The 23,717-nt window shown below is 70.4% G+C and carries 20 protein-coding genes and 1 tRNA gene; 16 read left to right on the plus strand and 5 right to left on the minus strand.

Features of this window, described 5'->3' with window-relative positions; all coding sequences use genetic code 11:
- Window positions 1-42: 42 nt before the first annotated feature.
- A complete protein-coding gene (gene recJ, locus ABEG18_RS07595) occupies window positions 43-1,839 on the plus strand; it encodes a single-stranded-DNA-specific exonuclease RecJ (RefSeq protein WP_406857472.1) in 1,797 nt (598 codons plus the stop codon).
- On the opposite strand, the gene ABEG18_RS07600 is transcribed toward recJ, so the two are convergent.
- Complete coding sequence (locus ABEG18_RS07600) at window positions 1,836-2,687, minus strand: DMT family transporter (protein ID WP_406858558.1); 852 nt, start codon at window positions 2,685-2,687, stop codon at window positions 1,836-1,838. The genes recJ and ABEG18_RS07600 overlap by 4 nt on opposite strands.
- Window positions 2,688-2,968: 281 nt before the next feature.
- Here ABEG18_RS07600 and ABEG18_RS07605 point away from each other — a divergent pair.
- From ABEG18_RS07605 to ABEG18_RS07630, 6 genes are all read left to right on the plus strand, one after another.
- A tRNA-Glu gene (locus ABEG18_RS07605) sits at window positions 2,969-3,044 on the plus strand.
- A 195-nt stretch (window positions 3,045-3,239) separates the two neighbouring features.
- Window positions 3,240-4,502 carry an extracellular solute-binding protein gene (locus ABEG18_RS07610; protein ID WP_406857473.1) on the plus strand — a complete coding sequence of 421 codons (1,263 nt, stop codon included), beginning with the start codon at window positions 3,240-3,242 and terminating at the stop codon, window positions 4,500-4,502.
- A gap of 17 nt (window positions 4,503-4,519) precedes the next feature.
- Entirely contained in the window at window positions 4,520-5,413 is an 894-nt protein-coding gene (locus ABEG18_RS07615) for a carbohydrate ABC transporter permease (protein WP_406858559.1), read from the plus strand.
- On the plus strand, window positions 5,413-6,249 hold the full coding sequence (locus ABEG18_RS07620) for a carbohydrate ABC transporter permease (protein ID WP_406857474.1): 837 nt from the start codon (window positions 5,413-5,415) through the stop codon (window positions 6,247-6,249). Before ABEG18_RS07615 ends, ABEG18_RS07620 begins: the two co-directional genes overlap by 1 nt.
- Before the next feature lie 4 nt (window positions 6,250-6,253).
- The gene (gene argH / locus ABEG18_RS07625) at window positions 6,254-7,765 is read left to right on the plus strand and encodes an argininosuccinate lyase (RefSeq protein WP_406857475.1); all 1,512 of its coding nucleotides are present in this window, start codon (window positions 6,254-6,256) and stop codon (window positions 7,763-7,765) included.
- The gene (locus ABEG18_RS07630; protein ID WP_406857476.1) at window positions 7,765-8,829 is read left to right on the plus strand and encodes an ABC transporter ATP-binding protein; all 1,065 of its coding nucleotides are present in this window, start codon (window positions 7,765-7,767) and stop codon (window positions 8,827-8,829) included. The genes argH and ABEG18_RS07630 overlap by 1 nt, the downstream gene beginning before the upstream one ends.
- Before the next feature lie 8 nt (window positions 8,830-8,837).
- On the opposite strand, the gene ABEG18_RS07635 is transcribed toward ABEG18_RS07630, so the two are convergent.
- The 4 genes from ABEG18_RS07635 to ABEG18_RS07650 all read right to left on the minus strand — a co-directional run bounded on the left by ABEG18_RS07635 (window position 8,838) and on the right by ABEG18_RS07650 (window position 13,518).
- Window positions 8,838-10,037, minus strand: coding sequence for a Gfo/Idh/MocA family protein (locus ABEG18_RS07635; RefSeq protein WP_406858560.1), 1,200 nt, complete (start codon window positions 10,035-10,037; stop codon window positions 8,838-8,840).
- Window positions 10,038-10,143: 106 nt separating this feature from the next.
- The gene (locus ABEG18_RS07640) at window positions 10,144-10,974 is read right to left on the minus strand and encodes an ABC transporter permease (RefSeq protein WP_406858561.1); all 831 of its coding nucleotides are present in this window, start codon (window positions 10,972-10,974) and stop codon (window positions 10,144-10,146) included.
- Between the two features lie 41 nt (window positions 10,975-11,015).
- A complete protein-coding gene (locus tag ABEG18_RS07645; RefSeq protein WP_406857477.1) occupies window positions 11,016-11,957 on the minus strand; it encodes an ABC transporter permease in 942 nt (313 codons plus the stop codon).
- Window positions 11,958-12,009: 52 nt separating this feature from the next.
- Window positions 12,010-13,518, minus strand: a complete 1,509-nt coding sequence (locus tag ABEG18_RS07650; RefSeq protein WP_406857478.1) for an ABC transporter substrate-binding protein — start codon at window positions 13,516-13,518, stop codon at window positions 12,010-12,012.
- Window positions 13,519-13,740: 222 nt separating this feature from the next.
- Here ABEG18_RS07650 and ABEG18_RS07655 point away from each other — a divergent pair, with 222 nt between their 5' ends.
- The 9 genes from ABEG18_RS07655 to soxX all read left to right on the plus strand — a co-directional run bounded on the left by ABEG18_RS07655 (window position 13,741) and on the right by soxX (window position 23,715).
- Window positions 13,741-14,946 (plus strand): ROK family protein, encoded by a 1,206-nt coding sequence (locus tag ABEG18_RS07655; protein WP_406857479.1) that lies wholly within the window; start codon window positions 13,741-13,743, stop codon window positions 14,944-14,946.
- A 1-nt stretch (window position 14,947) separates the two neighbouring features.
- Complete coding sequence (locus tag ABEG18_RS07660) at window positions 14,948-15,736, plus strand: glucosamine-6-phosphate deaminase (protein WP_406857480.1); 789 nt, start codon at window positions 14,948-14,950, stop codon at window positions 15,734-15,736.
- The gene (ggt, locus tag ABEG18_RS07665; protein WP_406857481.1) at window positions 15,721-17,304 is read left to right on the plus strand and encodes a gamma-glutamyltransferase; all 1,584 of its coding nucleotides are present in this window, start codon (window positions 15,721-15,723) and stop codon (window positions 17,302-17,304) included. The genes ABEG18_RS07660 and ggt overlap by 16 nt, the downstream gene beginning before the upstream one ends.
- A gap of 34 nt (window positions 17,305-17,338) precedes the next feature.
- Window positions 17,339-18,946: an ABC transporter ATP-binding protein gene (locus ABEG18_RS07670; protein WP_406857482.1), complete on the plus strand. Its 1,608-nt coding sequence runs from the start codon at window positions 17,339-17,341 to the stop codon at window positions 18,944-18,946.
- A gap of 147 nt (window positions 18,947-19,093) precedes the next feature.
- Window positions 19,094-19,549: a (2Fe-2S)-binding protein gene (locus ABEG18_RS07675; protein ID WP_406857483.1), complete on the plus strand. Its 456-nt coding sequence runs from the start codon at window positions 19,094-19,096 to the stop codon at window positions 19,547-19,549.
- Window positions 19,550-19,561: 12 nt separating this feature from the next.
- On the plus strand, window positions 19,562-21,739 hold the full coding sequence (locus ABEG18_RS07680) for a molybdopterin cofactor-binding domain-containing protein (RefSeq protein WP_406857484.1): 2,178 nt from the start codon (window positions 19,562-19,564) through the stop codon (window positions 21,737-21,739).
- A complete protein-coding gene (locus ABEG18_RS07685) occupies window positions 21,736-22,029 on the plus strand; it encodes a c-type cytochrome (RefSeq protein WP_406857485.1) in 294 nt (97 codons plus the stop codon). The genes ABEG18_RS07680 and ABEG18_RS07685 overlap by 4 nt, the downstream gene beginning before the upstream one ends.
- 7 nt (window positions 22,030-22,036) lie before the next feature.
- Window positions 22,037-23,305: an FAD-dependent oxidoreductase gene (locus ABEG18_RS07690; protein WP_406857486.1), complete on the plus strand. Its 1,269-nt coding sequence runs from the start codon at window positions 22,037-22,039 to the stop codon at window positions 23,303-23,305.
- A complete protein-coding gene (soxX, locus tag ABEG18_RS07695; protein ID WP_406857487.1) occupies window positions 23,302-23,715 on the plus strand; it encodes a sulfur oxidation c-type cytochrome SoxX in 414 nt (137 codons plus the stop codon). Before ABEG18_RS07690 ends, soxX begins: the two co-directional genes overlap by 4 nt.
- The last annotated feature ends 2 nt before the right edge of the window (window positions 23,716-23,717 follow it).

The following is a 23,717-nucleotide window of genomic DNA, read 5'->3' on the forward strand; positions in this document are numbered from 1 at the left end:
GGGCCGATTCCCCGACTCGCGCGCATGCGCTATGCCAGACGCATGATCCGTCCCTTTCTCGGCGTCGAGCGCTCCGCCACCGGCAGGCGTTGGCGCGACCGGCTGGACGACGCCGGCCAGGCCGCCGCCCTGGCGATCGTGCAGGAGCATGGCCTCGACGACGTGCTCGCCCGCGTCCTGGCGGGCCGCGGCGTCGCCGCCGTCGACGCCCCGGGGTTCCTGGAGCCCCGGCTGCGCACCCTGATGCCGGACCCCTCGACGCTGATCGACATGGACGCCGCCGCCGCCAGGCTCGCCGACGCGGTCATGCGGCGCGAGAGCGTCGCCGTCTTCGGCGACTACGACGTCGACGGCGCGGCCTCGTCGGCGCTGCTGGCCTCCTATCTGCAGGCCTGCGGGGTCCCGGTGCGGATCCACATCCCGGACCGGCTGATCGAGGGCTACGGCCCCAACAGCGAGGCCATTCGCTCCTTGGCGGCGGCCGGCGCGACCCTGCTGGTCACGGTGGACTGCGGGACCACCAGCCACGAGCCGCTGGGCGAAGCACGACGGCTCGGCATGGACGCTGTGGTGATCGACCATCACCAGGCGCCCGAGGACCTGCCGCCGGCCGTCGCCATCGTCAATCCGAACCGCCAGGACGACCTGTCGGGCCTGGGCTCGCTCTGCGCCGCCGGCGTGGTCTTCGTCGCCCTCGTGGCGCTCAACCGCGAGCTGCGCCGCCGCGGCTTCTGGGCCAAGGGCGGCGAGCCCGACCTCATGGGCATGCTGGACCTCGTCGCCCTCGGCACGGTGGCGGACGTGGTGCCGCTCGTCGGGCTCAACCGCGCCTTCGTGCGCCAGGGCCTCGCCGTCATGAAGGCGCGCGGCCGCGTCGGCCTGCGCATGCTGGCGGATGTCGCGCGCCTCGACGGTCCGCCGCGCCCCTACCACCTGGGCTACCTGCTCGGCCCGCGCATCAACGCCGGCGGCCGCATCGGCGACGCGGCGCTGGGCGCGCGCCTGCTGATGAGCGAGGACGAGACGGAGGCCGGGACCATCGCGGCCACCCTCGACCGCCTCAACGGCGAGAGGCAGGTCATCGAGCAGGCCATGGTGGCCGAAGGGGAGGGGCTGGCGCTCGGCCAGGTCGGCGTGGACGAGGAGGGCGCGTCAGTGATCGCGGTCGGCTCCGACGCCTGGCACCCGGGCGTGGTCGGCCTTGTCGCCTCGCGCCTGAAGGAGCGCTTCGGCCGCCCGGCCTTCGCCTTCGCGTTCGGGGCGGACGGGCTCGGCGCCGGCTCGGCCCGCTCCGTCGCCGGGGTCGACATCGGCAAGGCCGTGCGGGCCGCGGTGGAGGCCGGCATCGCCGTCAAGGGCGGCGGCCACGCCATGGCGGCCGGCGCGACCCTGGCGCGCGAGCGCCTGCCCGACCTCGCCGCCTTCCTGGAGGAGCGCCTCTCGGACGCGGTCGCGCAGGCGCGGGCCGACAAGGGCCTGTCCATCGACGCCGCCATCACGGCGGGCGGCGCCAAGCTCGACCTCCTCGGCCGGATCGAGGCGGCCGGGCCCTTCGGGTCGGGCCATCCCGAGCCGACCTTCGCGCTGCCCTCGCACCGGCTCGTCGAGGCCGTCGAGGTAGGGCGCGGCCATGTCCGCGTGCGGCTCAAGTCCGGCGACGGCGCCACGCTGGACGGCATCGCCTTCCGGGCCGTGGGCCAGCCGCTCGGCAACGCGCTGTTCGAGTCGCGGGGCGAGGTGGTGCACGCCGCCGGCCAGCTCGCCGTCGACCGATGGCAGGGCGCCGAACGCGTGCAGCTGCGCCTCGCCGACATCGGCCGGCCGGCCGGTCGACCCTAGGACGGGTCCTGGGCCGCGGCCTTGCGGGCGAGCGCCTGCTCGCGCAGGAAGATGTAGAGCCCCGCCGCCACGATCACGGCCGAGCCGGCGAAGACGGCGGCCTCCGGCAGGTCGCCGAACACGAGCCAGCCCAGCAGCACCGCCCAGGCGATCTGCGTGTACTGGTAGGGCACCACGACCGCCGCCGACGCGAGCGCCAGCGCCCGGTTGACGCAGATATGGGCGACGGTGGCCACCACGCCCAGCATGCCGAGCAGCAGGAAGTCCTTCGGCGTCGGCGTCACCCAGTGAAACGGCGCGGCGACGGCGCCGAAGGCGAGGGCGCCCAGCACCTGCCAGGTCACCAGCGTGACGCCGCTCGTCTGCCGCAGCCGGCGCGTCGTGATCATCAGCAGCGCGAACAGCAGGCTGCCCGCGACGGCCGTGAGGGCCGGCAGGCCGAAGGCCGCCTGCGACGGCCGCATGGCGATCACCACGCCCGCAAAGCCGACCAGCACGGCGGTCCAGCGCCGCCAGCCTACCTTCTCGCCGAGGAGGGGCCCGGCCAGCGCCGTCACCCAGATCGGCCCTGAGAGATAGAAGGTCACCACGTCGGCCAGCGGCAGATAGGCGACGGCCCAGTAGAAGGCCGCGACCTCCAGGGTGGAGAAGACGATCCGCAGCAGCTGCAGCCCGGGGCGGGGCGGATTCAGGATCGGCCGTAGGCCCTCGCGGCGGATCATCGGCGCCAGGAGGACCAGCGCGAACAGGCTTCGGATCAGCAGCACCTGCCCGACGCTGTAGGTGGCCACCAGCCACTTGCCCATCACGTCGTTGCAGACGAACAGGAAGATGCCGACCAGCATCATCAGGATGCCGAGCCCGGGCGACCCCGCCGAATCGGCCGCCGGCCGACCCGCGGCCAGGACCTCCCGCGCGTTCCCCGCGCCCTCGTCGGGCGAAAGGCCTGCGCCCGCCGGGCGCCTCGCGCCAGCTCTCTCGTCCACGGCGATCCTCTGCGTTCCCGGCCCTATCCGATCGCCTGTCTAGTGGTTTATCGCCCGCTTGGGGAGGGTCCGGACCGCGGCCGCGGGCCTCGTCGAGAAGGCTTGTCGCCAGCCCCGATCCCGCCTATAAGCCCCCTCGCGCTGCGCCCATCGTCTAGCGGTCTAGGACGTCGCCCTTTCACGGCGAAAACACGGGTTCGAGTCCCGTTGGGCGCGCCACAGCCTCGGCCCGGGCGCCAGACCTCTCCGACACAGTCTTGAGGTTTCCCGACCGCCCGTTGCGGCGCGGCGTCTGATCGCGCCTCCGGGAGCAGCCTAAAGTCGTAACAATCCGTTTGACACGTCCCGGACGCCATACAAGCATGCGCGCGCCGCCATGGAGGCGGGCGTTTCGCGATTGTAGGGAGTGAAGCCATGCTGGGCGTTCGGGGAATTTTGCTTGGCTTGGCCCTGTCATTCGGGTCTGTCGCCGGCGCGGCCGCCCAGACGGTCGAGATCGAGTATTGGCAGTATGTGTTCGACGCCCGCATCAAGGCGATGGACGAGCTGATCAAGCGCTTCCAGGCCGCCAATCCGACCATCAAGGTCAAGCACACGACCTTCCCCTACGCCGACTACCAGACCAAGATCGCCGCCGCGCTCCCGGCGGGGCAGGGGCCGGAGGTGGTCCAGCTATTCTACGGGTGGCTCGACAATTTCGTCGGGGCCAAGTTCCTGCAGCCCCTGCCCAAGGACGCGTTTCCGCCCGCGATGATCGAGAAGGAGTTCTACCCGATCGTCTCGGCGATGAAGCGCAACGGCGACTATTACGGCCTGCCGACGGCGGTGCGTTCGCTCGCGCTCTTCTACAACAAGAAGCTCTTCCAGGACGCGGGCCTCGACCCGGCCAAGCCGCCCCAGACCAATGACGAGTTGCTCGACTTCGCCAAGAAAACGGTGAAGCGCGACGCCGCCGGCAACCTGCTGTCGGAAGGCATCACGCTCGACTTCCCCGGGCAGGACTATCATTGGTGGCGCGAGACGCTCCTGCGCCAGATGGGCGGCGCGCCCTACAGCGACGACAACAAGAAGGTGACGTATGACAGCGAGGCCGGCGCCAAGGCCCTGAACTGGTACGCGGACCTCCAGCGCGTCCACAAGGTCGGCCAGGCCGGCTTCATGGACGAGGGGCAGGCCGCGTTCCGCGCCGGCCGCGCCGCCATGACGATCGACGGCAGCTTCCGCCTGGGCGCGTTCAACGGCATCAAGGGCTTCGAGTGGGGCGTCGCGGAACTTCCGGCCGGGCCGGACGGCAAGCGCTACGACTTCGCCAGCTACTGGGTGAACGCCATCACCACCAAGGCGACCGGCGAGAAGCTCGAGGCCTCCAAGAAGTTCCTCGCCTATGTCACCTCGCCCGAGGCCATGCAGGTGTGGCTCGACATGGTCGGCGAGCTGCCCGCCCGCAAGGCCGCGGCCGAGACGGACAAGAACCTGTCCAATCCCATCTACGGGCCGTTCCTGAAGGCGCTGAACTACTCCACCGCCACCGTCTTCGTCGACGAGGCCGGCCAGCGCCAGGTCGCGCTCGACCTCGCCAACCGGGTGCTCATCCAGAACCAGGACGCGAAGGCCGCGCTCGCGGAGGCGGCCAAGGCGGAGCAGGCGATCCTGGACCGCTTCTACGCGCCGAAGTGACCTGGCTCTCGGGCCTCATCGGGGGGCAGGCCGGGCTCGGGCTGCGCCAGAAGCAGGTGGTCTGGGCCTGGACCTTCCTGGCCGTCCCGGTCCTGTTCTACGCGACCATCCGGTTCTACCCGACGGCGGAGGCCTTCTATCTCTCCACCACCAACTGGAACCTCCTGTCCAAGCCCGCTTTCGTCGGGCTGCTGAATTTCAGGAGGCTCCTGTCGGACCCGGTGTTCTGGCAGGTGTTCCGCAACACGGTGCTGTATCTGGCGATCGGCACGCCCCTGAGCCTCGTGCTGGCGTTCACGATCGCCTACCACCTGGACCGGGTCCGCTTCCTGCACGGGTTCATCCGCGCGCTCTATTTCCTGCCCTTCCTGACCACGGCGGCGGCCATGGCCTGGGTCTGGCGGTGGTTCTACCAACCGGTTCCGATCGGGCTCTTCAACGACGTGCTGGCGACGCTCGGGTTTCCACAGCAGCCTTTCCTGCGGTCCACCACCCAGTCCCTGCCGTCCGTGCTCGCGCCGGCGATCTGGGCGGGGCTGGGCTTCCAGGTGATCATTTTCCTCGCCGGACTGCGGGCGATCCCGACCACCTATTACGAGGCGGCGCGCATCGACGGGGTGTCGGACCTGACGATCTTGAGGCGCATCACCATTCCGCTGCTGCGTCCCACCATCATCTTCCTGGTCGTGTTCTCGTCGATCGGGTTCCTGCGGATCTTCGACCAGGTCTACAACATGACCACGAATGATCCGGGCGGACCCCTGAACGCCACCAAGCCCCTCGTGCTGCTCATCTACCAGACGGCCTTTTCGTCCTTCGACATGGGCTATGCGGCGGCCCAGACCGTCGTGCTGTTCCTGGCCCTGCTCTGCGTCTCGCTGGTGCAGCTGCGCCTCCTGAGGGATCGCTGATGAGCGCCTCCGCCCTTCAGTCCCGGGCTGGCTTCGGGCGCGCCGTCGCGTGGGTCCTGCTCCTGGCGGGCGGCCTGGCCATGATCCTGCCGCTGGTGTTCATGTTCTCGACCTCGCTGAAAGAGTCGTCGGAGGTCTATGACCTGAGGCTCGTTCCGGCCCACCCGACGCTGGACAACTATGTCGCGGTGCTGTCGGACGGCCGCTTCCTGCGCTGGTTCGCCAACTCCATGGGCGTGGCGACCGTGGTGACGCTGTCCAACGTGTTCTTCGACAGCCTCGTCGGCTACACTCTGGCGAAGTTCGAGTTCCGGGGCCGCTACTTCGTCTTCCTGGCCATCCTGTCGACCCTGATGGTGCCGACGGAGATGCTGGTCATCCCCTGGTACGTGATGGCCCGCAACGTCGGATGGCTCGACACCTATTGGGGCATCATGTTTCCGGGCATGATGACGGCCTTCGGGACGTTCCTGATGAAGCAGTTCTTCGAGACCGTGCCCAACGACTTCCTCGAAGCCGCGCGCGTGGACGGGCTGAACGAGTTTGCGATCTTCTGGCGCATCGCCATGCCGCTGGTGACGCCGGCGCTCTCCGCCCTCGCGATCTTCACCTTCCTGAGCAACTGGACGGCCTTCATCTGGCCGCTGATCGTGACGACCAGCAAGGAGCTCTACACGCTCCCGGTGGGGCTCTCGAGCTTCGCGGTCGAACAGCAGATCCAGTGGGAGCTGATCATGACCGGCGCGGCTCTCGCCACCTTGCCCACGCTTCTCGTTTTCCTGGTCCTGCAGCGCTACATCGTCCGCGGCGTCGTGCTGGCCGGTCTGAAGGGTTGAACCCATGAGCCGCGATCCGCGCGCCGACGACCGATCGGTCTTTCCCGACCCCGTCTACAAGGAGACGGTGCTGCGGCCGCTCTTCGACGCCGCCAAGGCGCACCATGTCGAGGGTTTCCGCGCCATCGACCGCGCCCATCTGGTCATGCTGGCGGAGACCGGGATTCTGCCGAGCGACGCGGCCGCCCGCATCGCCGGGGCGCTCAGCGAGATCGACGCGCAGCTCGACCCTGCGGCGCTGGTCTATACGGGCGAGGTGGAGGACTATTTTTTCGCCATCGAGGCCGAACTGCGCCGCCGCCTCGGACCGGACGAGGCAGGCCGCCTGCATACCGGCCGCTCGCGCAACGACATCGACCATACGCTCTTCAAGCTCGCCCTGAAGCCGCGCGTCGACCGGCTGGCGGCTCAGCTGCGGAGCCTCACGGCGGCGGCGCTGGACCTCGCCGAGCGGGAATCGCGCACCCTGATCGTGGCCTACACGCATGGACAGCCGGCCCAGCCGTCCACCCTCGGCCATTATCTAGGGGCCGCCATCGAGGTGATGCTGCGCGACCATGAGCGCCTGATGCAGGCCCGCGAGCTGCTCGACCTTTCGCCCATGGGCGCGGCGGCGATCACCACCTCCGGGTTTCCGATCGACCGCGCGCGCGTGGCGCGCCTGCTCGGGTTCCAGGCCCCGCTGGAGAACTCCTACGGGTGCATCGCGGCGGTCGACTATGTGACGGCGACGTTCAGCGCGCTGGAGCTGGTCTTCCTCCATCTCGGCCGGGTCATCCAGGACCTGCAGTTCTGGACGGCCTTCGAGGTGGGACAGATCTACGTCCCCAACGCCTTCGTCCAGATCTCCTCCATCATGCCGCAAAAGCGCAATCCGGTGCCGATCGAGCACCTGCGCCATCTGGCGTCTCAGACGATGGGGCGGGCGCGGATGATCCGCGACGTGATCCACAACACGCCTTTCACGGACATGAACGACGCGGAAGGCGAAACCCACGAGGCCGGCTACCAGGCCTTCGAGACCGGCGGGCGCGTGCTCGACCTGCTCGCGGCGCTGCTGCCCAGCCTGCAGGTCGATGACCGCCGCGTAGCCGACACCATCCGCCGCTCCTGCATCACGATCACCGAACTGGCCGACAGCCTGGTGCGCAGCGAGGGGCTTTCCTTCCGCCAGGCGCACGAGATCGCAGCCGAGGTCGCCCGCGAGGTCGTGGCCGCCGACGGCGACCTGCCGCGAGACGGCTATGCGCCGTTCCTGGCGGCGTTCCGGCGTCACGCCGGCCGCGACCCGACCCTGTCCGCCAACGGCTTCGGCGAGGCGGTGTCGCCCGAGCGCTTCGTGGCGGTGCGCGAGCGCTTCGGCGGGCCGGGGCCGCAGGCGCTCGCCTCCGCGCTGGCCCGCTACCGCGGGCGGCTCGACGCCCAGACGGCGGCGGCCGGGGCGATCGCCGAGCGCGAGCGGGCGGCCCGGGGCGAGTTGGACGCGGCGTTCGCCGCCCTGAAGGGAGCCGCCTAGTGGCCGCCATCGCGATCGAACGCCTGGTCAAGCGCTACGGGCCGGTGCAGGTGGTGCACGGCATCGACATTGATGTCCGGGACGGCGAGTTTGTCGTCTTCGTGGGCCCTTCGGGGTGCGGGAAATCCACCACCCTGCGCATGATCGCGGGGCTCGAGGAGATCGACGGCGGCGAGATCCGGATCGGCGGGCGGGTGGTCAACCGGCTGGAGCCCAAGGAGCGGAACATCGCCATGGTGTTCCAGAACTACGCGATCTACCCGCATATGAGCGTGGGCGAGAATATCGGCTTCGGCCTCTACACGTCGAAGCTGTCGAAGGCCGAGAAGCGCGCCAAGATCGAGGAGGTCGGCCGCATCCTCGGCCTGGAGGCGCTGCTCGAGCGCCGCCCTTCGGCGCTTTCGGGCGGCCAGCGGCAGCGCGTCGCCATCGGCCGCGCCATGGTGCGCGACCCGGCCGCGTTCCTGTTCGACGAGCCGCTGTCGAACCTGGACGCCCAGCTGCGATCCCAGATGCGGCTGGAGATCAAGCGGCTGCACCAGCGCCTGGGCTCCACGATCGTGTATGTCACGCACGACCAGGTCGAGGCGATGACGATGGCCGACCGGATCGTGGTGATGCGCGATGGCCGCATCCTGCAGATCGGCGAGCCGATGCAGCTCTACGAGAACCCCGCCGATGTTTTCACGGCGCGCTTCATCGGCTCCCCCACCATGAACATCATGGCGGCGGAGCTGCGCGACGGCGCGGTCCGGCTGGGCGACGCAGAGGTTCGGGTTCCGCGCCCGACGCTCCCTCGATCCGGGCGCGTCTGGCTGGGCGTGAGGCCGCAGGAGCTGCGCGTCCTGCAGCCGGACGAGCCCGCCGACCTGGTCCTGACGGGGCTGGTCGCCGTCGTGGAGCCCCTCGGGCCGGAGACCTTCGTGCATGTGGAGATGGGCGATCAGCTCATCCTCGCCTCCGCGTCGGCCAAGACGCCGCCGGCGGTGGGCGGCGCCGTCCGGCTCGGCGCTCCCGCCTCGGCGCTGAAGCTGTTCGACGTGGAGACCGAGCGCGCGTTGTAGCGCGCTTCCTATCCGGCTGGCGCGGGAGGACGCGCGACGACGGGGACGTAGTCCTCCAGGTCCTCGTCGTCGAATTGGACCGTGCGGCCCAGCTCCGCCGAGCGATAGAGCGCCATCAGCATGCGCACGACCTCGACGCCATCGCAGAAGGTCTCCATCGGGACCTCGCCCTTGCGGAAGGCTTCGACGAAGTGGCGGTTCTCCAGCGTGTAGCCATAGACGCCGGCTTCGTCCTCGAGCACCGGCATGAGGCCCTGCTCGGCGTTCTGCTTCTCGACGAGGTCTTCGCCGGCGCTGCCGGTGACGGCGCGCGACATGAAGACCTTCAGGCCCGTGCCGAGCGAGTTGAACTCCATCGCGTATTCGGGCCCCAGCAGCTCCAGCGTGATGCGCAGGCCGGCGCCCACATAGGCCCACGAGGTCGTGGCCTCGATGATCAGCTCATGGCCGTCGGGGTCCTGCAACGTGAGCAGCCCGCGGGCGAAGTCCTCCGCCGGGCGTCGGCCATAGTCGACCGCCGAGCCCATCGATGCCTTCAGGCGCTCCGCATAGGCCGGCCGGGTCCATTTCAGGTTCGCCACCGTGGCGCTCGCTGAGACCAGTTTCAGCGCGTCGCGCCGCTCGCCGGGCGCGGTGAGCATGAAGCGGCCGACCTCGACGCTGTGGCACATCATGTCGGAGAGCACGCCGCCGCCCTGCAGCTCTCCCTGCCAGAACCAGGGCTCGTGCGGGCCGCTATGCTCCTCGGTGGCGCGGGCGATGTAGGGGCGTCCCGTCGTCGGCACGGCCCGCCGCCAGATGATGTCGCGACCCCGCAGCACCGCCGTGGAGAACAGCTGGTTCTCCAGGTATCCGTGCAACAGCCCGCAGTCCTCGACCAGCTCCAGCATGCGCCGGGCCTCCCGAAGCGTCCGCGCCAGCGGCTTCTCGCACGCGATGCCGCGAAGCCCGGTGGCGCCCTGTTTCACGAGACGGTGGATCTCGGTCATCGCCTCGATCCGGGCGTGGTTCGGATTGACGAGCCACACCGCGTCGACCTGGCCCGAGGCCAGCATCGCCTCGATGCTCTCATAGGCGACGCAGGGGCCGAGCTCCTGTTCGCGCGCCTTGGCGGCGAACGCGTCCCGGCGGCCGGGGCGGGGGCTGTAGACGCCCGTGACCTCCACGTTGCGCACGCCCACCAGCGAGGCGAGGTGGAAATGGGCCATGAACCCGGCCCCGATGAAGCCGATCCTGAGCGTGGGGAGTTGCTCGCGTGGCACTCTCGTCTCCTCTGTGCGGCGCCGGCCGGCGGGGTGGCCGAGCGCGGCTGCGTCACTCGCGCGGGTTCAAGGCGTCGTTCAACGCGTCGCCCAGCATGTTGAAGGCGATCACCACGGTGACGATGGCCATTCCGGGCCAGACCGCCATCCAGGGGGCCTCCACCAGGAACTGGCGCGCCGCGTCGAGCATGCTTCCCCAGGACGGGGCGGGCGGCAGCTGGCCCAGGCCCAGGAAGGCGAGGCTCGCTTCGGCCAGGACCGCGATGGCGGTCGTGAGCGCCGTCTGGACGATGATCGGCGGCAGGATGTTGGGCAGGATGTAGGCCGTCAGGATCTTGGGGTGCGACAGCCCGACCGACACCGCGGCGCTGACGTAATCCTCCTCCCGGACGGCCAGCGTCTGCCCGCGGGCGAGCCGCACGAAGACCGGCATCGCCGAGACCCCGATGGCGATCATGGCGTTCTGCAGGCTCGGACCCAGGAAGGCGGCCAGCGCGATGGCCAGCACCAGGAACGGACAGGCCAGCAGGGCGTCGGTCAGCCGCGAGATCACGACGTCGACGACGCCGCCGAAATAGCCGGCCAGCATGCCGAAGGGCAGGCCGACCACGAGCGCGATCGCGACGGAGAGGAAGCCCGCCGCCAGCGACGCGCGCGCGCCATAGATGACGCGAGACAGCACGTCCCGGCCGAGATCGTCGGTGCCGAACCAGTGCGCCGCCGACGGCGCCTCCCGGATCGCCATCCAGTCGGAGGCGTTCGGATCATAGGGCGCCGCCCAGGGCGCGAGCAGCGCCGCGAGCGCGAAGGCCACGATGATGAAGCCGCCCACGATGGCGGCCGGCTCGCGGACGAGGCGGCCCGCCACCGTCTTGCGGCCCATCCAGCCGCGGCCTGCGAGCGGCGCGGCGACGTCCGGCCCGCTCATGTGCGGATCCTCGGGTTCAGGGCGGCGTAAGCGAGGTCGGCCAGGAGGCTCAGCAGCAGGAAGAACGCCGCCGCGCACATCACCACCGCCTGCACCACGGCGTAGTCGCGGCCGAACACGCCGTCGACGATCATCTTGCCGAAGCCCGGGATGCCGAAGACCTGCTCGGTGAGGACGGCGCCCGAGAGCAGCTGGCCGAGTTGCAGGGTGGCCAGCGTCACCACCGGGATCAGGCCGTTGCGCAGCGCGTGCCTCACCACGACGATGCGCTCGGGCAAGCCCTTCGCCCTGGCGGTGCGCACGAAGTCCTGGCGCAGCACGGTCAGCATGGAGCTTCGCGTGTGGCGCATGATGATGGCCGCCGACGCCGACCCAAGGACGACGCTGGGCAGCAGCATCGTTTTCAGGTTCCCCCACGGGCTCTCAAGGAAAGGGACGTAGCCGCCGGAGGGCAGCAGCCCGAGCGTAACCGAAAACAAAAGGATCAGCATGATGCCGAACCAGAAGCTCGGGATGGACAGGCCCGCCAGCCCCAGCACGCCGACGACGTAGTCGACCGGTCCGCCGCGCTTCAGCGCCGCCGCGACCCCGGCCGGAACGCCGATCGCCAGGGCGATGATCATGGACAGGATGGACAGCTCCAGGGTGACCGGCAGCTTCTCGGCCACCATCCGGCCGATGGGGAGGCCGGTGCGCACCGAGGTCCCGAGGTCGCCCGACGCGAAGGCCTTGAGCCAGATCCAGTACTGGACCGGCAGCGGCTGGTCGAACTGGTACTTGTGGCGCAGGAACGCAATGATCTCCGGGCTGCGGTCCTCGCCGGCGAGCGCCAGGGCCGGGTCGCCCGGCAGCAGCTTCTGCAGGCTGAAGACCAGCACCGACACGAGGAGCAGGGTGGGGACCGCCACCGCGAGCCTGCCGGCCAGAAATCGCAACATCACGGCTCCGCGAAACGAGGTCGGGGCGGCGGCGCGGGCCGCCCCGGGCGCGTCAGGAGGCGGGCTTGACGCCCTTCAGGCGCAAGAGCCCGTCGGGATACACGACGACGCCGTCCACATTGGCCCGCGCGGCGAAGAACCAGTTGGGATGGTAGATCGGGATGGTCGGAAGGTCGGCCAGGTAGATGCCGGTGGCCTTGTCGTAGAGCTGCTTGCGCTTGGCGACGTCGCCTTCCGCCCGCGCGGCGTTCAGCACGCCCTCAAGCTCCTTGTTGCAGTATTTGTTGACGTTCTGGCCGCCATTGCAGGCGAAGAAGGAGTAGAGCGTCGGGTCCGGGTCGGCGCGGCCGCTCCAGTTGCCGATATACATCTCGAAATTGCCGGCCAGATAGCGCTGGATCGCGGTCGCGGTCTCCAGCGGCAGCAGCTTGACGTCGAAGCCCGCCTCCTTGGCCATCGACTGGACGATCTGGGCGACACGGGCGTCCGTGAGGGCGTTTTCGAACGTGATCTCCACCGGAACGCTGGTCGCCCCCGCTTCCGCCATCAGCTTCTTGGCCGCCGCCACGTTGCGCGCCGGCGCCGGGTGGGTCTTGGGGTAGAACGGGTCGGAGGGCGGGATCATCTGGTTGTCGGCCGTGTATTCGCCATTGAAAGCCACCTTGTTGATGACGTTCCGGTCGATCGACAGCTCGAAGGCCCTGCGCAGGCGCGCGTCCTTCTGCAACGGGGAGTTCGCCTTCTCGGGCTCGCCGACCTTGACCATCAGGTGGGAGACCGCCAGCCCGGGGGCGCTGTGCAGCTTCAGGTTCTTGTCGTCGCGCACGGTCTTGAGGTCGGTCGGCGCAATGCGCTCGGCGATGTCCAGGTCGCCCGCCCGCACGCGGGCGAGACGCACGGTGGAATCGGGGATGTAGGAGTAGACGATCTCGTCATAGCCGTAGCGGCCGGCGTCCCAGTATCCGGGATCCTTCTGCAGCCGGATGAGGTCGCGAGACTTGCGCTCGACGAATTTGTACGGGCCGACGCAGACCGGCTTGGCGGCGAAGTCCTCCTTCGCGCCCGCGGCGGGCGACACCATCATGCCGGCGCGGTCGCTCAGCACCGACAGGAGCGGCGCGAAGGGCTCCTTGAGGGTGAGCCGGACCTGGTCGGGGCCCAGCACGTCCACGCCGGCGACGGCCGCCAGTTCGGCCTTCCGGCGCGAATCCTTCATGGTCAGCATGCGGTCGATGTTGAATTTGACCGCCGCGGCGTCGAAGGGCGTCCCGTCCTGGAAGGCGACGCCCTTGCGCAGCGTGAACACGACCGATTTCTGGTCGTCGGCGAAGGTCCACGTCTCGGCCAGCTGGGGAACGATGCCCAGATCCGGGCCGATGTCGACGAGCTTGTCGCACATCGCCGCGAAGACGAAGCGGCCGATATAGGTGCCGCTCGTCGCCGGATCCAGCGCGTCGGGATCGTCCTGGATGCCGACCCGAAGGGTCGTCGCATGGGCGCTCGAGAGGGCGAGGATTGGCGCGAACGCCATGGCGGCGAACAGGGACCGACGCATGCGCATGAGAAACTCCCTCTCGTCGCCGTCATTCGTGACGGCGTTCGACTTCAAGCGTCATGGATGCATGCGTGGCGACGTTTGTAAAGGAGCCTGACGAATGATCCCTTTAGCTTGCTTCGCAGCTGCGAAAAGATCGCCAACTCACAAGCCCAAGGTTGACAGCACGACCATATGGCATCCAGTTTGTCTGCAGCCTGGACGAATTGGGTTCGCATGACAGACGCGATGACGACACCGCTGGCCCGCCAAATGTCGGTCCGCGCCGTGATGGAGACGCTGATGCGCGCCGGGCCGATCTCCCGGGCCGAGCTGGCGCGCGTCACCGGCCTGTCCAAGCAGACGGCGTCCGAGGTGGTCCGCGACCTGGAGGCCAACGGCTGGGTGCGGGAACGCGGCCAGACGCAGGGCCTCGTCGGGCGCAGCGCCACGACCTACGAGCTCGACGTGAGCCGCGCCTATGTGCTGGGCGTCGATCTCGGCGGCACCAAGGTGCATGTCGCCCTCGCCGACCTCGCCGGCGCCATCGCGGCGGAGGAGATCGAGGCCACCGATAAGCGAGGCGGCCAGCACGTGGTGGAGCAGATCGCGGCCTTGACCAGCCGGGCCGCGGCCCGGGCGGGTGCGGACCCCCGGCGGATCCGCGCTGGCGCGATGGGCAGCCCCGGCGTGTTCCAGCCCGGGTCCGGCCGCATCAACATCGCTCCCAACATTCCCAACCTGGACCGGATCGACGTCGTCCAGGCGCTGCGCGACCGGCTCGGCTTCGCCGTCGCCGTCGAGAACGACGTCAATCTCGCAGCCGTGGGGGAGCGTTGGCGCGGGTGTTGCCGGGACGCGTCGACCTTCGCCTTCGTAGCTTTGGGGACCGGCATCGGCATGGGCCTGATGGCCGACGGCAAGCTCATCCGCGGCGCGCGCGGAGCGGCCGGGGAGATCGCCTACCTCCCGCTGGGAGGCGATCCCTTCGACTCGCGCGGCTATCGCCTCGGCACTCTGGAGACCGCCATCGGCAGCGTCGCCATCCTGGAGCGCTTCCGCGGGCTGGGCGGCGAGGGCGTGGAGGACGTGCGCGGGGTCTTCGACCGGCTCGTGGACGGAGATCCGGCCGCCCGGACGACCATCGACGAGGTGGCGCGCCTCCTGGCGCAGGCCCTCATGGCCGTCCGCGCGCTGCTGGACCCCGAGCTCGTGGTGCTGGGCGGCAGCATCGGCTCGCGCCCGGAGTTGGTGGAGCGGGTGCGCGCCCTCATGGCGGGGTTCATGGCGGAGCCGCTGCGGGTCGAGGCGAGCCCGCTCGGCGGCCGCGCCGCCCTCCTGGGCGCGGTCGGCACGGCGCTATCCACCCTTTACGACGCCGTGTTCGGCCTGACCGGCCTGCCCGGGGATCAGGCCCGGGAGGACGCGCCGGCTGCGGCGGTCACGGCGGCCTGACATGCGCCGCTCCCTCACCTTGACCATCCTGCCCGACGCGGCGGCCGTCGCCGAGCGCGTCGCGGACAGGATCCTGTCGCTCGCCGCGTCCCGCGCCCGCGTCACGCTCGGGCTGGCCACCGGGGACACCATGCGCCCCGTCTATGAGCGGCTGGTCGCGGCCGCGGCGCGCGGCGCCAGCTTCTCGGGCGCGACCTGCTTCAACCTCGACGAATATGTCGGGCTGGCGCCGGACCACCCGTCCGCCTTCGCGCATTTCATGCACCGGCACTTCTTCGACCATGTCGACGTCCCCGCGCCGGCGCGGCGCTTTCCGCCGACGGCTCCGGCGGAGGACGCCGGCCGGTACGACGCGGCGATCCGGGCCGAGCGCGGCATCGACCTGCAGATCCTGGGCGTCGGCCGCAACGGGCACATCGCCTTCAACGAGCCGGGCTCCAGCTTCGGCTCGCGCACGCGCGTCGTGACGCTGGATCCCTCCACCCGGGCCGCCAACGCAAGCGCCTTCGGGGGCGAGGAGGCGGTCCCGCGCCAGGCCGTGACGGTGGGGATCGCGACCATCCTGGACGCCCGCGAGATCCTCGCGGTGGCGACCGGCCGCGAAAAGGCCGGCGCGCTGCGCGACGCGCTGGAGGGGCCGGTGACGCCCGACTGTCCGGCATCGGCGCTGCGGCTGCACCCTAACGCCTCCATTGTGTGCGACCGCGACGCCGCATGCCTGCTGCAGGGCGCCGAAGCGGCGCGCGCCCAGGACGCTCCGACAGGGTGGAGACGATGCGCGATTTCATGAAGCCCGGCCGGTCGGCGGCCATCGCCGAGAACGGCATGGCCGCGACCTCCCACCCGGCGGCCACGCTCGCCGCTATCGAGATCCTGAAGGCGGGCGGCAACGCCATCGACGCCGCCATTGCGGCCGTGGCCTTGCAGGGCGTCATCGATCCGCACATGACGGGGATCGGGGGCGACTGCTTCGTCCTGTTCAAGCCGTCCAACAGGCGGCCCATCGCGCTGAACGGGTCGGGACGGGCGCCGCTGCGGGCCGAATGCGGATGGTTCGCCGAGCGCGGGATGACTGCGATCCCGGACGGCTCGGCCCATGCGGTCACGATCCCCGGCGCGGTGGACGCCTGGCTCCGGCTCTCGGCGGACCACGGGCGGAAGGGGCTGGACGAAGTCTTCGCCCCGGCCGTCCGGGCCGCCGAGGACGGCTATGTGCTCACGCCTCGCGTCGCGCTGGACTGGGCGCGCTACGCCGACCGGCTGCGGGCCCACGAGGAAGCCGCCCGCATGTTCCTGCCCGGCGGGCGCGCCCCGCTGGTGGGCGACCGCATGCGCAATCCGGCCCTGGCGGCGACCCTGCGCCGGATCGCCCGGGAGGGCCGATCCGCCTTCTACGAGGGCGAGGTGGCCCAGGAACTGACTTCCGTGCTCGCCGCCAAGGGCGGCCTCCATGCCATGGAGGATTTCGCCGCGCAGGCGTCGGATTATTGCGAGCCGATCGGAGCCGCCTATCGGGGCCATGAGCTCCTGGAATGCCCGCCCAACGGCCAGGGCCTCGCGGCGCTCCTGATCGCCCGCATCCTGGAGGGCTTCGATCTCGCCAGCCCGGCGCTGAGCGAAGCCGACCGGATCCATCTGCTGGCCGAGGCCACCAAGGCCGCCTATCGACAGCGCGACAGGCTGGTGGCCGATCCGGCCTTCCATGCGCTGGACGTCGGCGAAATCCTCTCCGATCGGACCGTGGCGCGCCTTCGCGCGCCCATCACCCTGGAGAAGGCGCTCGATGCGGGCGCCTTCGACGGCCCGGCTCATCGCGACACCGTCTATGTGACGGTGGTCGATCGCGATCGCAACGCCGTGTCATTCATCAACTCGCTGTTCTTCGCCTTCGGCAGCGGCGTCTACGCGCCGCGCTCCGGAGTGCTCCTGCAAAACCGGGGCGCGGGTTTCAGCCTCGATCCCAAGCACCCGAACGCTATCGCTCCGGGAAAGCGGCCGATGCACACGATCATCCCCGGAATGCTGATGCGCGACGGCGAGGCCGTGATGTCCTACGGCGTCATGGGCGGCCAGTACCAGGCCGCCGGCCACGCTCACATCCTCTCGCGCGTCGTCGATTTCGGGGAGGACCCGCAGGAAGCGTCGGATCAGCCCCGCTCCTTCAGCTTCGACGGGGTGCTGTCCCTGGAGCCGACCATCGCAGAGGACGTTCGGGCCGATCTCGCCGGGCGGGGCCACGCGACCGCATGGGCCGACGAGCCGCTGGGCGGGTGCCAGGCGATCGCGATCGACCACCGCAGGGGCGTGCTTCTCGGCGGCACGGACCACCGCAAGGACGGCGTCGCGCTGGGCTATTGAGGCCCGGCTGCGCAAGCCAAGGAGAAGCGCCCGCGTGACCGAACCCCTGCTGTCCGTCGAAGGCCTCACGCTCGCCTTGCCGCAGGACGCGGACCGCCTCCATGCGGTCGAGGACGTGTCCTTCTCGGTCGGGCGAGGCGAGATCCTGTGCCTCGTCGGCGAGTCGGGGTCGGGCAAGTCGGTCTGCGCCCAGGCCCTGATGGGCCTCCTGCCGGCGGCGATCCGCCCTGTGGGCGGCGCCATGCGCTGCGCCGGGCGCGATCTCCTGGCGCTGGACGGGGAAGCGTGGCGCTCCGTCCGGGGACGGGAGATCGCCATGATCTTCCAGGAGCCGATGACGGCGCTGAACCCTGTGATGCGCATCGGCGACCAGATCGCCGAGGCCTTCGAGGCGCACGGGCTCCATGCGCCGTCGGAAAGGTGGGCGCGCGCGCTCGACCTCGCGACCGAGGTGGGGCTGCCCGACCCGGCCCGCATCCTGCGCGCCTACCCGCACGAGATCTCCGGCGGGCAGAGGCAGCGCGCGATGATCGCCATGGCCCTGGCGCTGGAGCCGGCCCTGCTCGTCGCGGACGAGCCGACCACGGCGCTCGACGTCACCACCCAGGCTCAGATCCTCAAGCTCATCCGCGAGTTGCAGCGTCGCCGGCGCATGGGCGTGGTGTTCATCACGCATGATTTCGGAGTGGTGCGGGAGATCGCCGACACGGTGGTGGTGCTGGAGAAGGGCAGGGTGGTGGAGAGCGGGACGGCCGCCCAGGTCCTGACGCAGCCGCGCCACCCCTATACGCGCGGGCTCCTCGACGCGATCCCGTCCCTCGATCCCGCGGCGCACGCCCCCGCCGAGGCGCAGATCGTCTGCGAGGTCGCGGGCCTGACCAAGACCTACGCCAGCCGCTCGGGCCTTTTCGGCGACGTGCGGGTCGTCCATGCGGCCAAGGATGTGAGCTTCGTCATCCACCGCGGCGAGACGCTCGGCCTCGTCGGGGAATCCGGGTCCGGCAAGTCCACCGTCGCCCGGCTGGTGGTGCGCGTGCTGGACCCGGACTCAGGCCGGATCAGCGTGGGCGGAGCCGACCTGTCGGTCGCCAGCGGACCGCGCCTCCGGCAGGCGCGGCGACGCGTGCAGATGGTGTTCCAGGATCCGTTCGCGTCGCTGAACCCCCGGCGCAGGATCGGGATGAGCATCGCCGACGGTCCGATCGCGGGCGGAACGCCGAAATCCGTGGCGCTGGATGAAGCGCGCGCGCTCCTGGCGCTCGTGGGCCTCGACCCGCGCGCCGCGGACCGGTTCCCGCACGAGTTCTCCGGCGGCCAGCGCCAGCGCATCGGCATCGCCAGGGCGCTGGCGCTGCGGCCGGACCTGATCGTGGCCGACGAGCCCGTCTCGGCGCTGGACGTGTCTGTGCAAAAGCAGGTCCTGGATCTGCTGCAGGACCTCAAGACGAGGCTCCGGCTGTCCATGCTCTTCATCACGCACGACCTTCATGTCGCGGCCCAGATCTGCGACCGCATCGCGGTGATGCGGCGGGGCGAAATCGTCGAGTTGCGGCCTGCGCGCGACCTCTTCGCCTCGCCCGAGCACCCCTACACGCGCGAACTTCTCGCCGCCGCCCCACGCCTGCCTGACCGCGTGCGCTGAGCCCCGGGGCTTAGCGCACGCCGCGGCCATTCGTCCCGCCCGCTCACAACATCGTGGAGCGGTCGCGCCCTCGCTTGCGGCGTTAAGCGCGTTTAGCGAGATTGCGTTGAACGAACGCCTGAACGGCGCGGCGAGGGAGAGACTCCGATGGTGCGGCTCACCGTGAACGGGAGCGTCAGAGAGGTCGATGCGGAGCCGGATACCCCCCTCCTGTGGGTGATCCGCGAGCAGATCGGCCTGACCGGGACGAAATACGGGTGCGGCGTGGCGGCCTGCGGGGCCTGCACGGTCCACATCGACGGCGTGGCGGTGCGCTCCTGCAGCCTGCCGGTCGGCGAGGTGAAGGCCGACCAGAAGGTCGTCACCATCGAGGGGCTGTCGCCGGACGCGTCGCATCCCCTGCAGAAGGCGTGGCTGGACCACGACGTGCCGCAATGCGGCTACTGCCAGTCCGGCCAGATCATGGCCGCCGCGGCGCTCTTGGCCGCGACCCCCAAGCCCACCGACGAGCAGATCGCCGCGGAGATGACCAATATCTGCCGCTGCGGCACCTACAACCGCATCCGCGCCGCGATCAAGCAGGCCGCGGGCGTCGCAGGCTGACGGGGACACGCCATGACCGCTCACGCACGTCCCTCCCGCCGGACCTTCCTGGCCGGCTCCGCGGTCGCCGCCACCGGGCTGACGCTCGGCTTCCATATTCCCTTTTCGGGCGACGCACTCGCGCAGGCGCAGACGCCCGAGATCAACGCCTGGGTGGTGGTGAAGCCGGACGACACCGTCGTGGTCCGCATCGCCCGCGTCGAGATGGGGCAGGGGACCCTGACCGGCCTCGCCCAGCTCGTGGCCGAGGAGCTGGAGGCCGACTGGTCCAAGGTGACCACCGAATATCCCACGCCCGGGCAGAACCTCGCCCGCAACCGCGTTTGGGGGAATTTCCAGACGGCCGGCAGCCGCGGCATCCGCGACTCGCAGGATTATGTGCGCAAAGGCGGCGCGGCCGCCCGCATGATGCTGGTGCAGGCGGCCGCCAACGCCTGGAACGCGCCCGTCTCCGAATGCGTCGCGCAGAAAGGCGTGGTGCTGCACAAGGCTTCCGGCCGGAGCCTGAGCTACGGCAAGCTCGCCGAGGCCGCCGCCAAGCTCGAGCCGCCGAAGGATCCCCCGCTCAAGGACCCGAAGGACTGGACCATCGCCGGCAAGCCGCTGAAGCGGCTGGATACGGCCGACAAGCTCAACGGCAAGCAGGTCTACAGCATCGACATGAACCGTCCCGGCATGCTGAACGCCGCGATCCGCGACTGCCCCGTCTTCGGCGGCAAGCTGAAGAGCTTCGACGCCGCCAAGGTCATGGGCATGAAGGGCGTCCGCAAGGTGGTCCCGGTGGGCGACACCGGCGTGGCGGTCGTGGCCGACACCTGGTGGCGGGCGAAGTCGGCCCTGGAGGCGCTGCCGATCGTGTGGGACGAAGGCCCGAACGCCAGGCTTTCCACCGCTGACATCAAGGCGATGCTGAAGGAGGGCCTTACGGCCGAGCAGGCCTTCGTGGGCAACGAGGCGGGCGACGTGAAGGCCGCCATCGCCGGGGCCGCGAAGGTGGTGGAGGCGACCTACAGCTTCCCGCACCAGCATCACGCCACCATGGAGCCAATGAACGCCATGGCGCTGTGGACGCCGGAGCGTTGCGAGGTCTGGACTGCGACCCAGAACGCGGAGGCCGCGCTGGCCACCGCCGCTACGGCGTCGGGCCTGCCCATCGGCCAGTGCGACGTGCACCGCCTCAATCTCGGCGGCGGCTTCGGACGGCGCTCTTCCAGCCATGATTTCGTGCGCCAGGCGGTGTTGATCGCCAAGGAGCTGCCCGGCTCGCCGGTGAAGCTCATCTGGTCGCGCGAGGAGGATATGCTCCACGGGCGCTATCACCCCACGACGATGTGCAAGATGACGGGCGCCCTCGACGCCTCCGGCGCTCTGGTGGGCCTGCACATGCGCATTTCGGGGCAGTCGATCCTGGCGGGCCTCAACCCGCAGGGCCTGCAGAACGGCAAGGACCCGGCGACCTTCCAGGGCCTCAATGCGAGCGGGACGGAGGGCGTCTTCGGCTACGCGATCCCGAACCTGCTGATCGACCACGCCATGCGCAACCCGCCGGTGCCGCCTGGTTTCTGGCGCGGCGTGAACAACAACCAGAACGCGCTCTACCTGGAGTGCTTCATGGACGAGCTCGCGCTGGCGGCCGGCAAGGACCCGCTGGAGTTCCGCCGCGCGCTGCTGGCCAAGAGCCCCAAGCACCTCGCGGTGCTGAACGCGGTCGCCGAAAAGGGGGGCTGGGGCAAGCCCGCTCCGGAAGGCGTGCATCGCGGCCTGTCGCAGCACATGGGCTACGGCAGCTACGTGGCGGCCTGCGCCGAGGTGAAGGTGGACAAGGACGGGACCGTGAAGGTGCTGCGCATCGTGGCGGCGACCGATTGCGGCCACGCCGTCAACCCGCAGCAGATCGCGGCGCAGATCGAGGGCTCCTTCGCCTTCGGCCTCAGCGCCGCCCTGCATGGGGAGATCACCATCAAGGACGGCCGCGTCGAGCAGGAGAACTTCGACACCTATCCGGTGATCCGGATGGACGAGATGCCCAAGGTGGAGTCGATCATCGCGCCGTCCGGCGGGTTCTGGGGCGGCGTCGGCGAGCCGACGATCTTCGTGGCGGCCCCCGCTGTCCTCAACGCGATCGCCGCGGCGACCGGCAAGCGGCTGCGCGACATGCCGATCAAGCCGGAGGAGCTGCGCCGGGTATGACGCCGTGGGCCCGATGGGCGGCTCTGGCGCTGGTCGCCTGGAGCCCGCAGGGCGCCCTGGCCGGGCCTCCCCCGCCGGCCGGGGCGGCGGTGTGCTCGGGATGCCACGGCGCGACCCCGGACGCATCGGTAGGTCCCGTGCTCCAGGGCCGGTCGGCCGACGAGATCGTGGCCGCCATGCGGGACTATCGCGAGGGACGGGTTCCGGCGACCGTGATGGACCGCATCGCGCGAGGCTTCAGCGACGAGGAGACCCGCGCCGTCGCGGCCTGGATCGCCGAGAAGCCGTGACGCCCGCATGACAGCGCCCATTCACCGCAGGACCATGATGGCGGGTCTGGCCGCGAGCCTGGCCATGACGGCCCCGGCCCGGCCCGCTCTGGCCCAGCGCCGGGCGCGGATGATCGTGGTCGGCGGCGGCTTCGGCGGGGCGACGGCCGCGAGGGAGCTCGCCCGGGCCGGCTTCGACGTGACCCTGCTGGATCCGGACCCGGCCTACTGGGCCTGCCCGATGAGCAACGCCGTCGTGGCGGGCCTGCGCCCGATGGAGGCCCAGCGCTTCGACCGCGCCGCCGTGTCCCGGGAGGGCGTGACCGTGGTCGCGCAGGCGGCCAGGGCGGTGGACGCCGCGGCCAAGAGGGTCGTCCTGCAGGACGGAACGCGCCTCGCCTACGACCGGCTGGTGCTGGCGCCGGGCGTCGACATGCGCTTCAACGCCATCCCGGGCTATGACGGGGCCGCGGCGGAGCTGGTCCCGCACGCCTGGAAGGCGGGGCCGCAGACCCTGCTCCTGCGCCAGCAGCTCGAAGCCATGCCGGACGGCGGCGTGGTGGCCATCGCCGCGCCGGCCAATCCCTATCGCTGCCCGCCCGGTCCCTACGAGCGGGCCAGCCTGATCGCGCATTATCTCAAGACGCGAAAGCCTCGCTCCAAGCTGCTGATACTGGACGCGAAAGATGCGTTTTCGAAGCAGAAGCTGTTCCAGAACGCCTGGGCGGAGCTCTATCCCGGCCTGATCGAGTGGGTGGGCCTCTCGGGCGGCGGAGCCGTCACCGAGGTCATCGCGGCGGAGCGGATGCTGGTCACCGATTTCGGCCGCCACAAGGCCGATGTCGCCAACGTCATCCCGCCCCAGCAGGCGGGCCGCATCGCCCGCGACGCCGGCGCGGCGGACCGGACCGGCTGGTGCCCGGTCGACCCCGTCACCTTCGAATCGCGGCTGCTCCCCAACGTGCACGTGATCGGGGACGCCGCCGTCATGGGCGGCATGCCGAAATCGGCCTTTTCGGCCAATGCGCAGGCGAAGGTCTGCGCCGCCGCCATCGCGACCCTCATGGAGGGCGGCCAGCCTTCCCCGCCCAAGCTGATCAACACCTGCTACAGCCTCGTCGCGCCGGACTACGGCGTCTCGGTCGCGGGAGTCTATCGTCCCCAGAACGGCGTGCTCACGGATGTCGAGGGAGCGGGCGGGACGAGCCCCGTCGACGCGCCCCGGCCTCAGCGGGCCCAGGAGGCGCTCTACGCCGAGGCGTGGTTCCGCACCATCACGGCCGAGGTGTTTGGGTGAGGGCCACGCTCGCAGCGATGTGCGTCGGGGCGGCGCTCGGCGGGCCCGCGACGGCCGCGGACCGCATCGACGCGCCGCTGGACGGCCTCTCAGGCGACCCCGCCCGCGGCAGGGCCATCGTGCTGAACCGGCAGAAGGGGTTGTGCCTGCTCTGCCATTCCGGCCCGTTCCCCGAGCAGCGGTCGCAGGGCGACCTAGCGCCGGACCTGAGCGGGGTCGGCGCGCGGTTCGACCCTGGCCAGCTGCGCCTGCGCATCGTCGACAGCCGCCGCCTGGACCCCGCCAGCATCATGCCGGCCTATCACCGGACGGAGGGGCTCGCCCGGGTCGCCGCGCCGTACCGGGGCAAGCCGATCCTGGGCGCGCAGGAGGTCGAGGACGTCGTCGCCTTCCTGTCGACGCTGCGCTGAGG

The sequence above is a fragment of the Alsobacter sp. KACC 23698 genome (genome assembly GCF_045348435.1).
Classification (GTDB): domain Bacteria; phylum Pseudomonadota; class Alphaproteobacteria; order Rhizobiales; family Beijerinckiaceae; genus Alsobacter.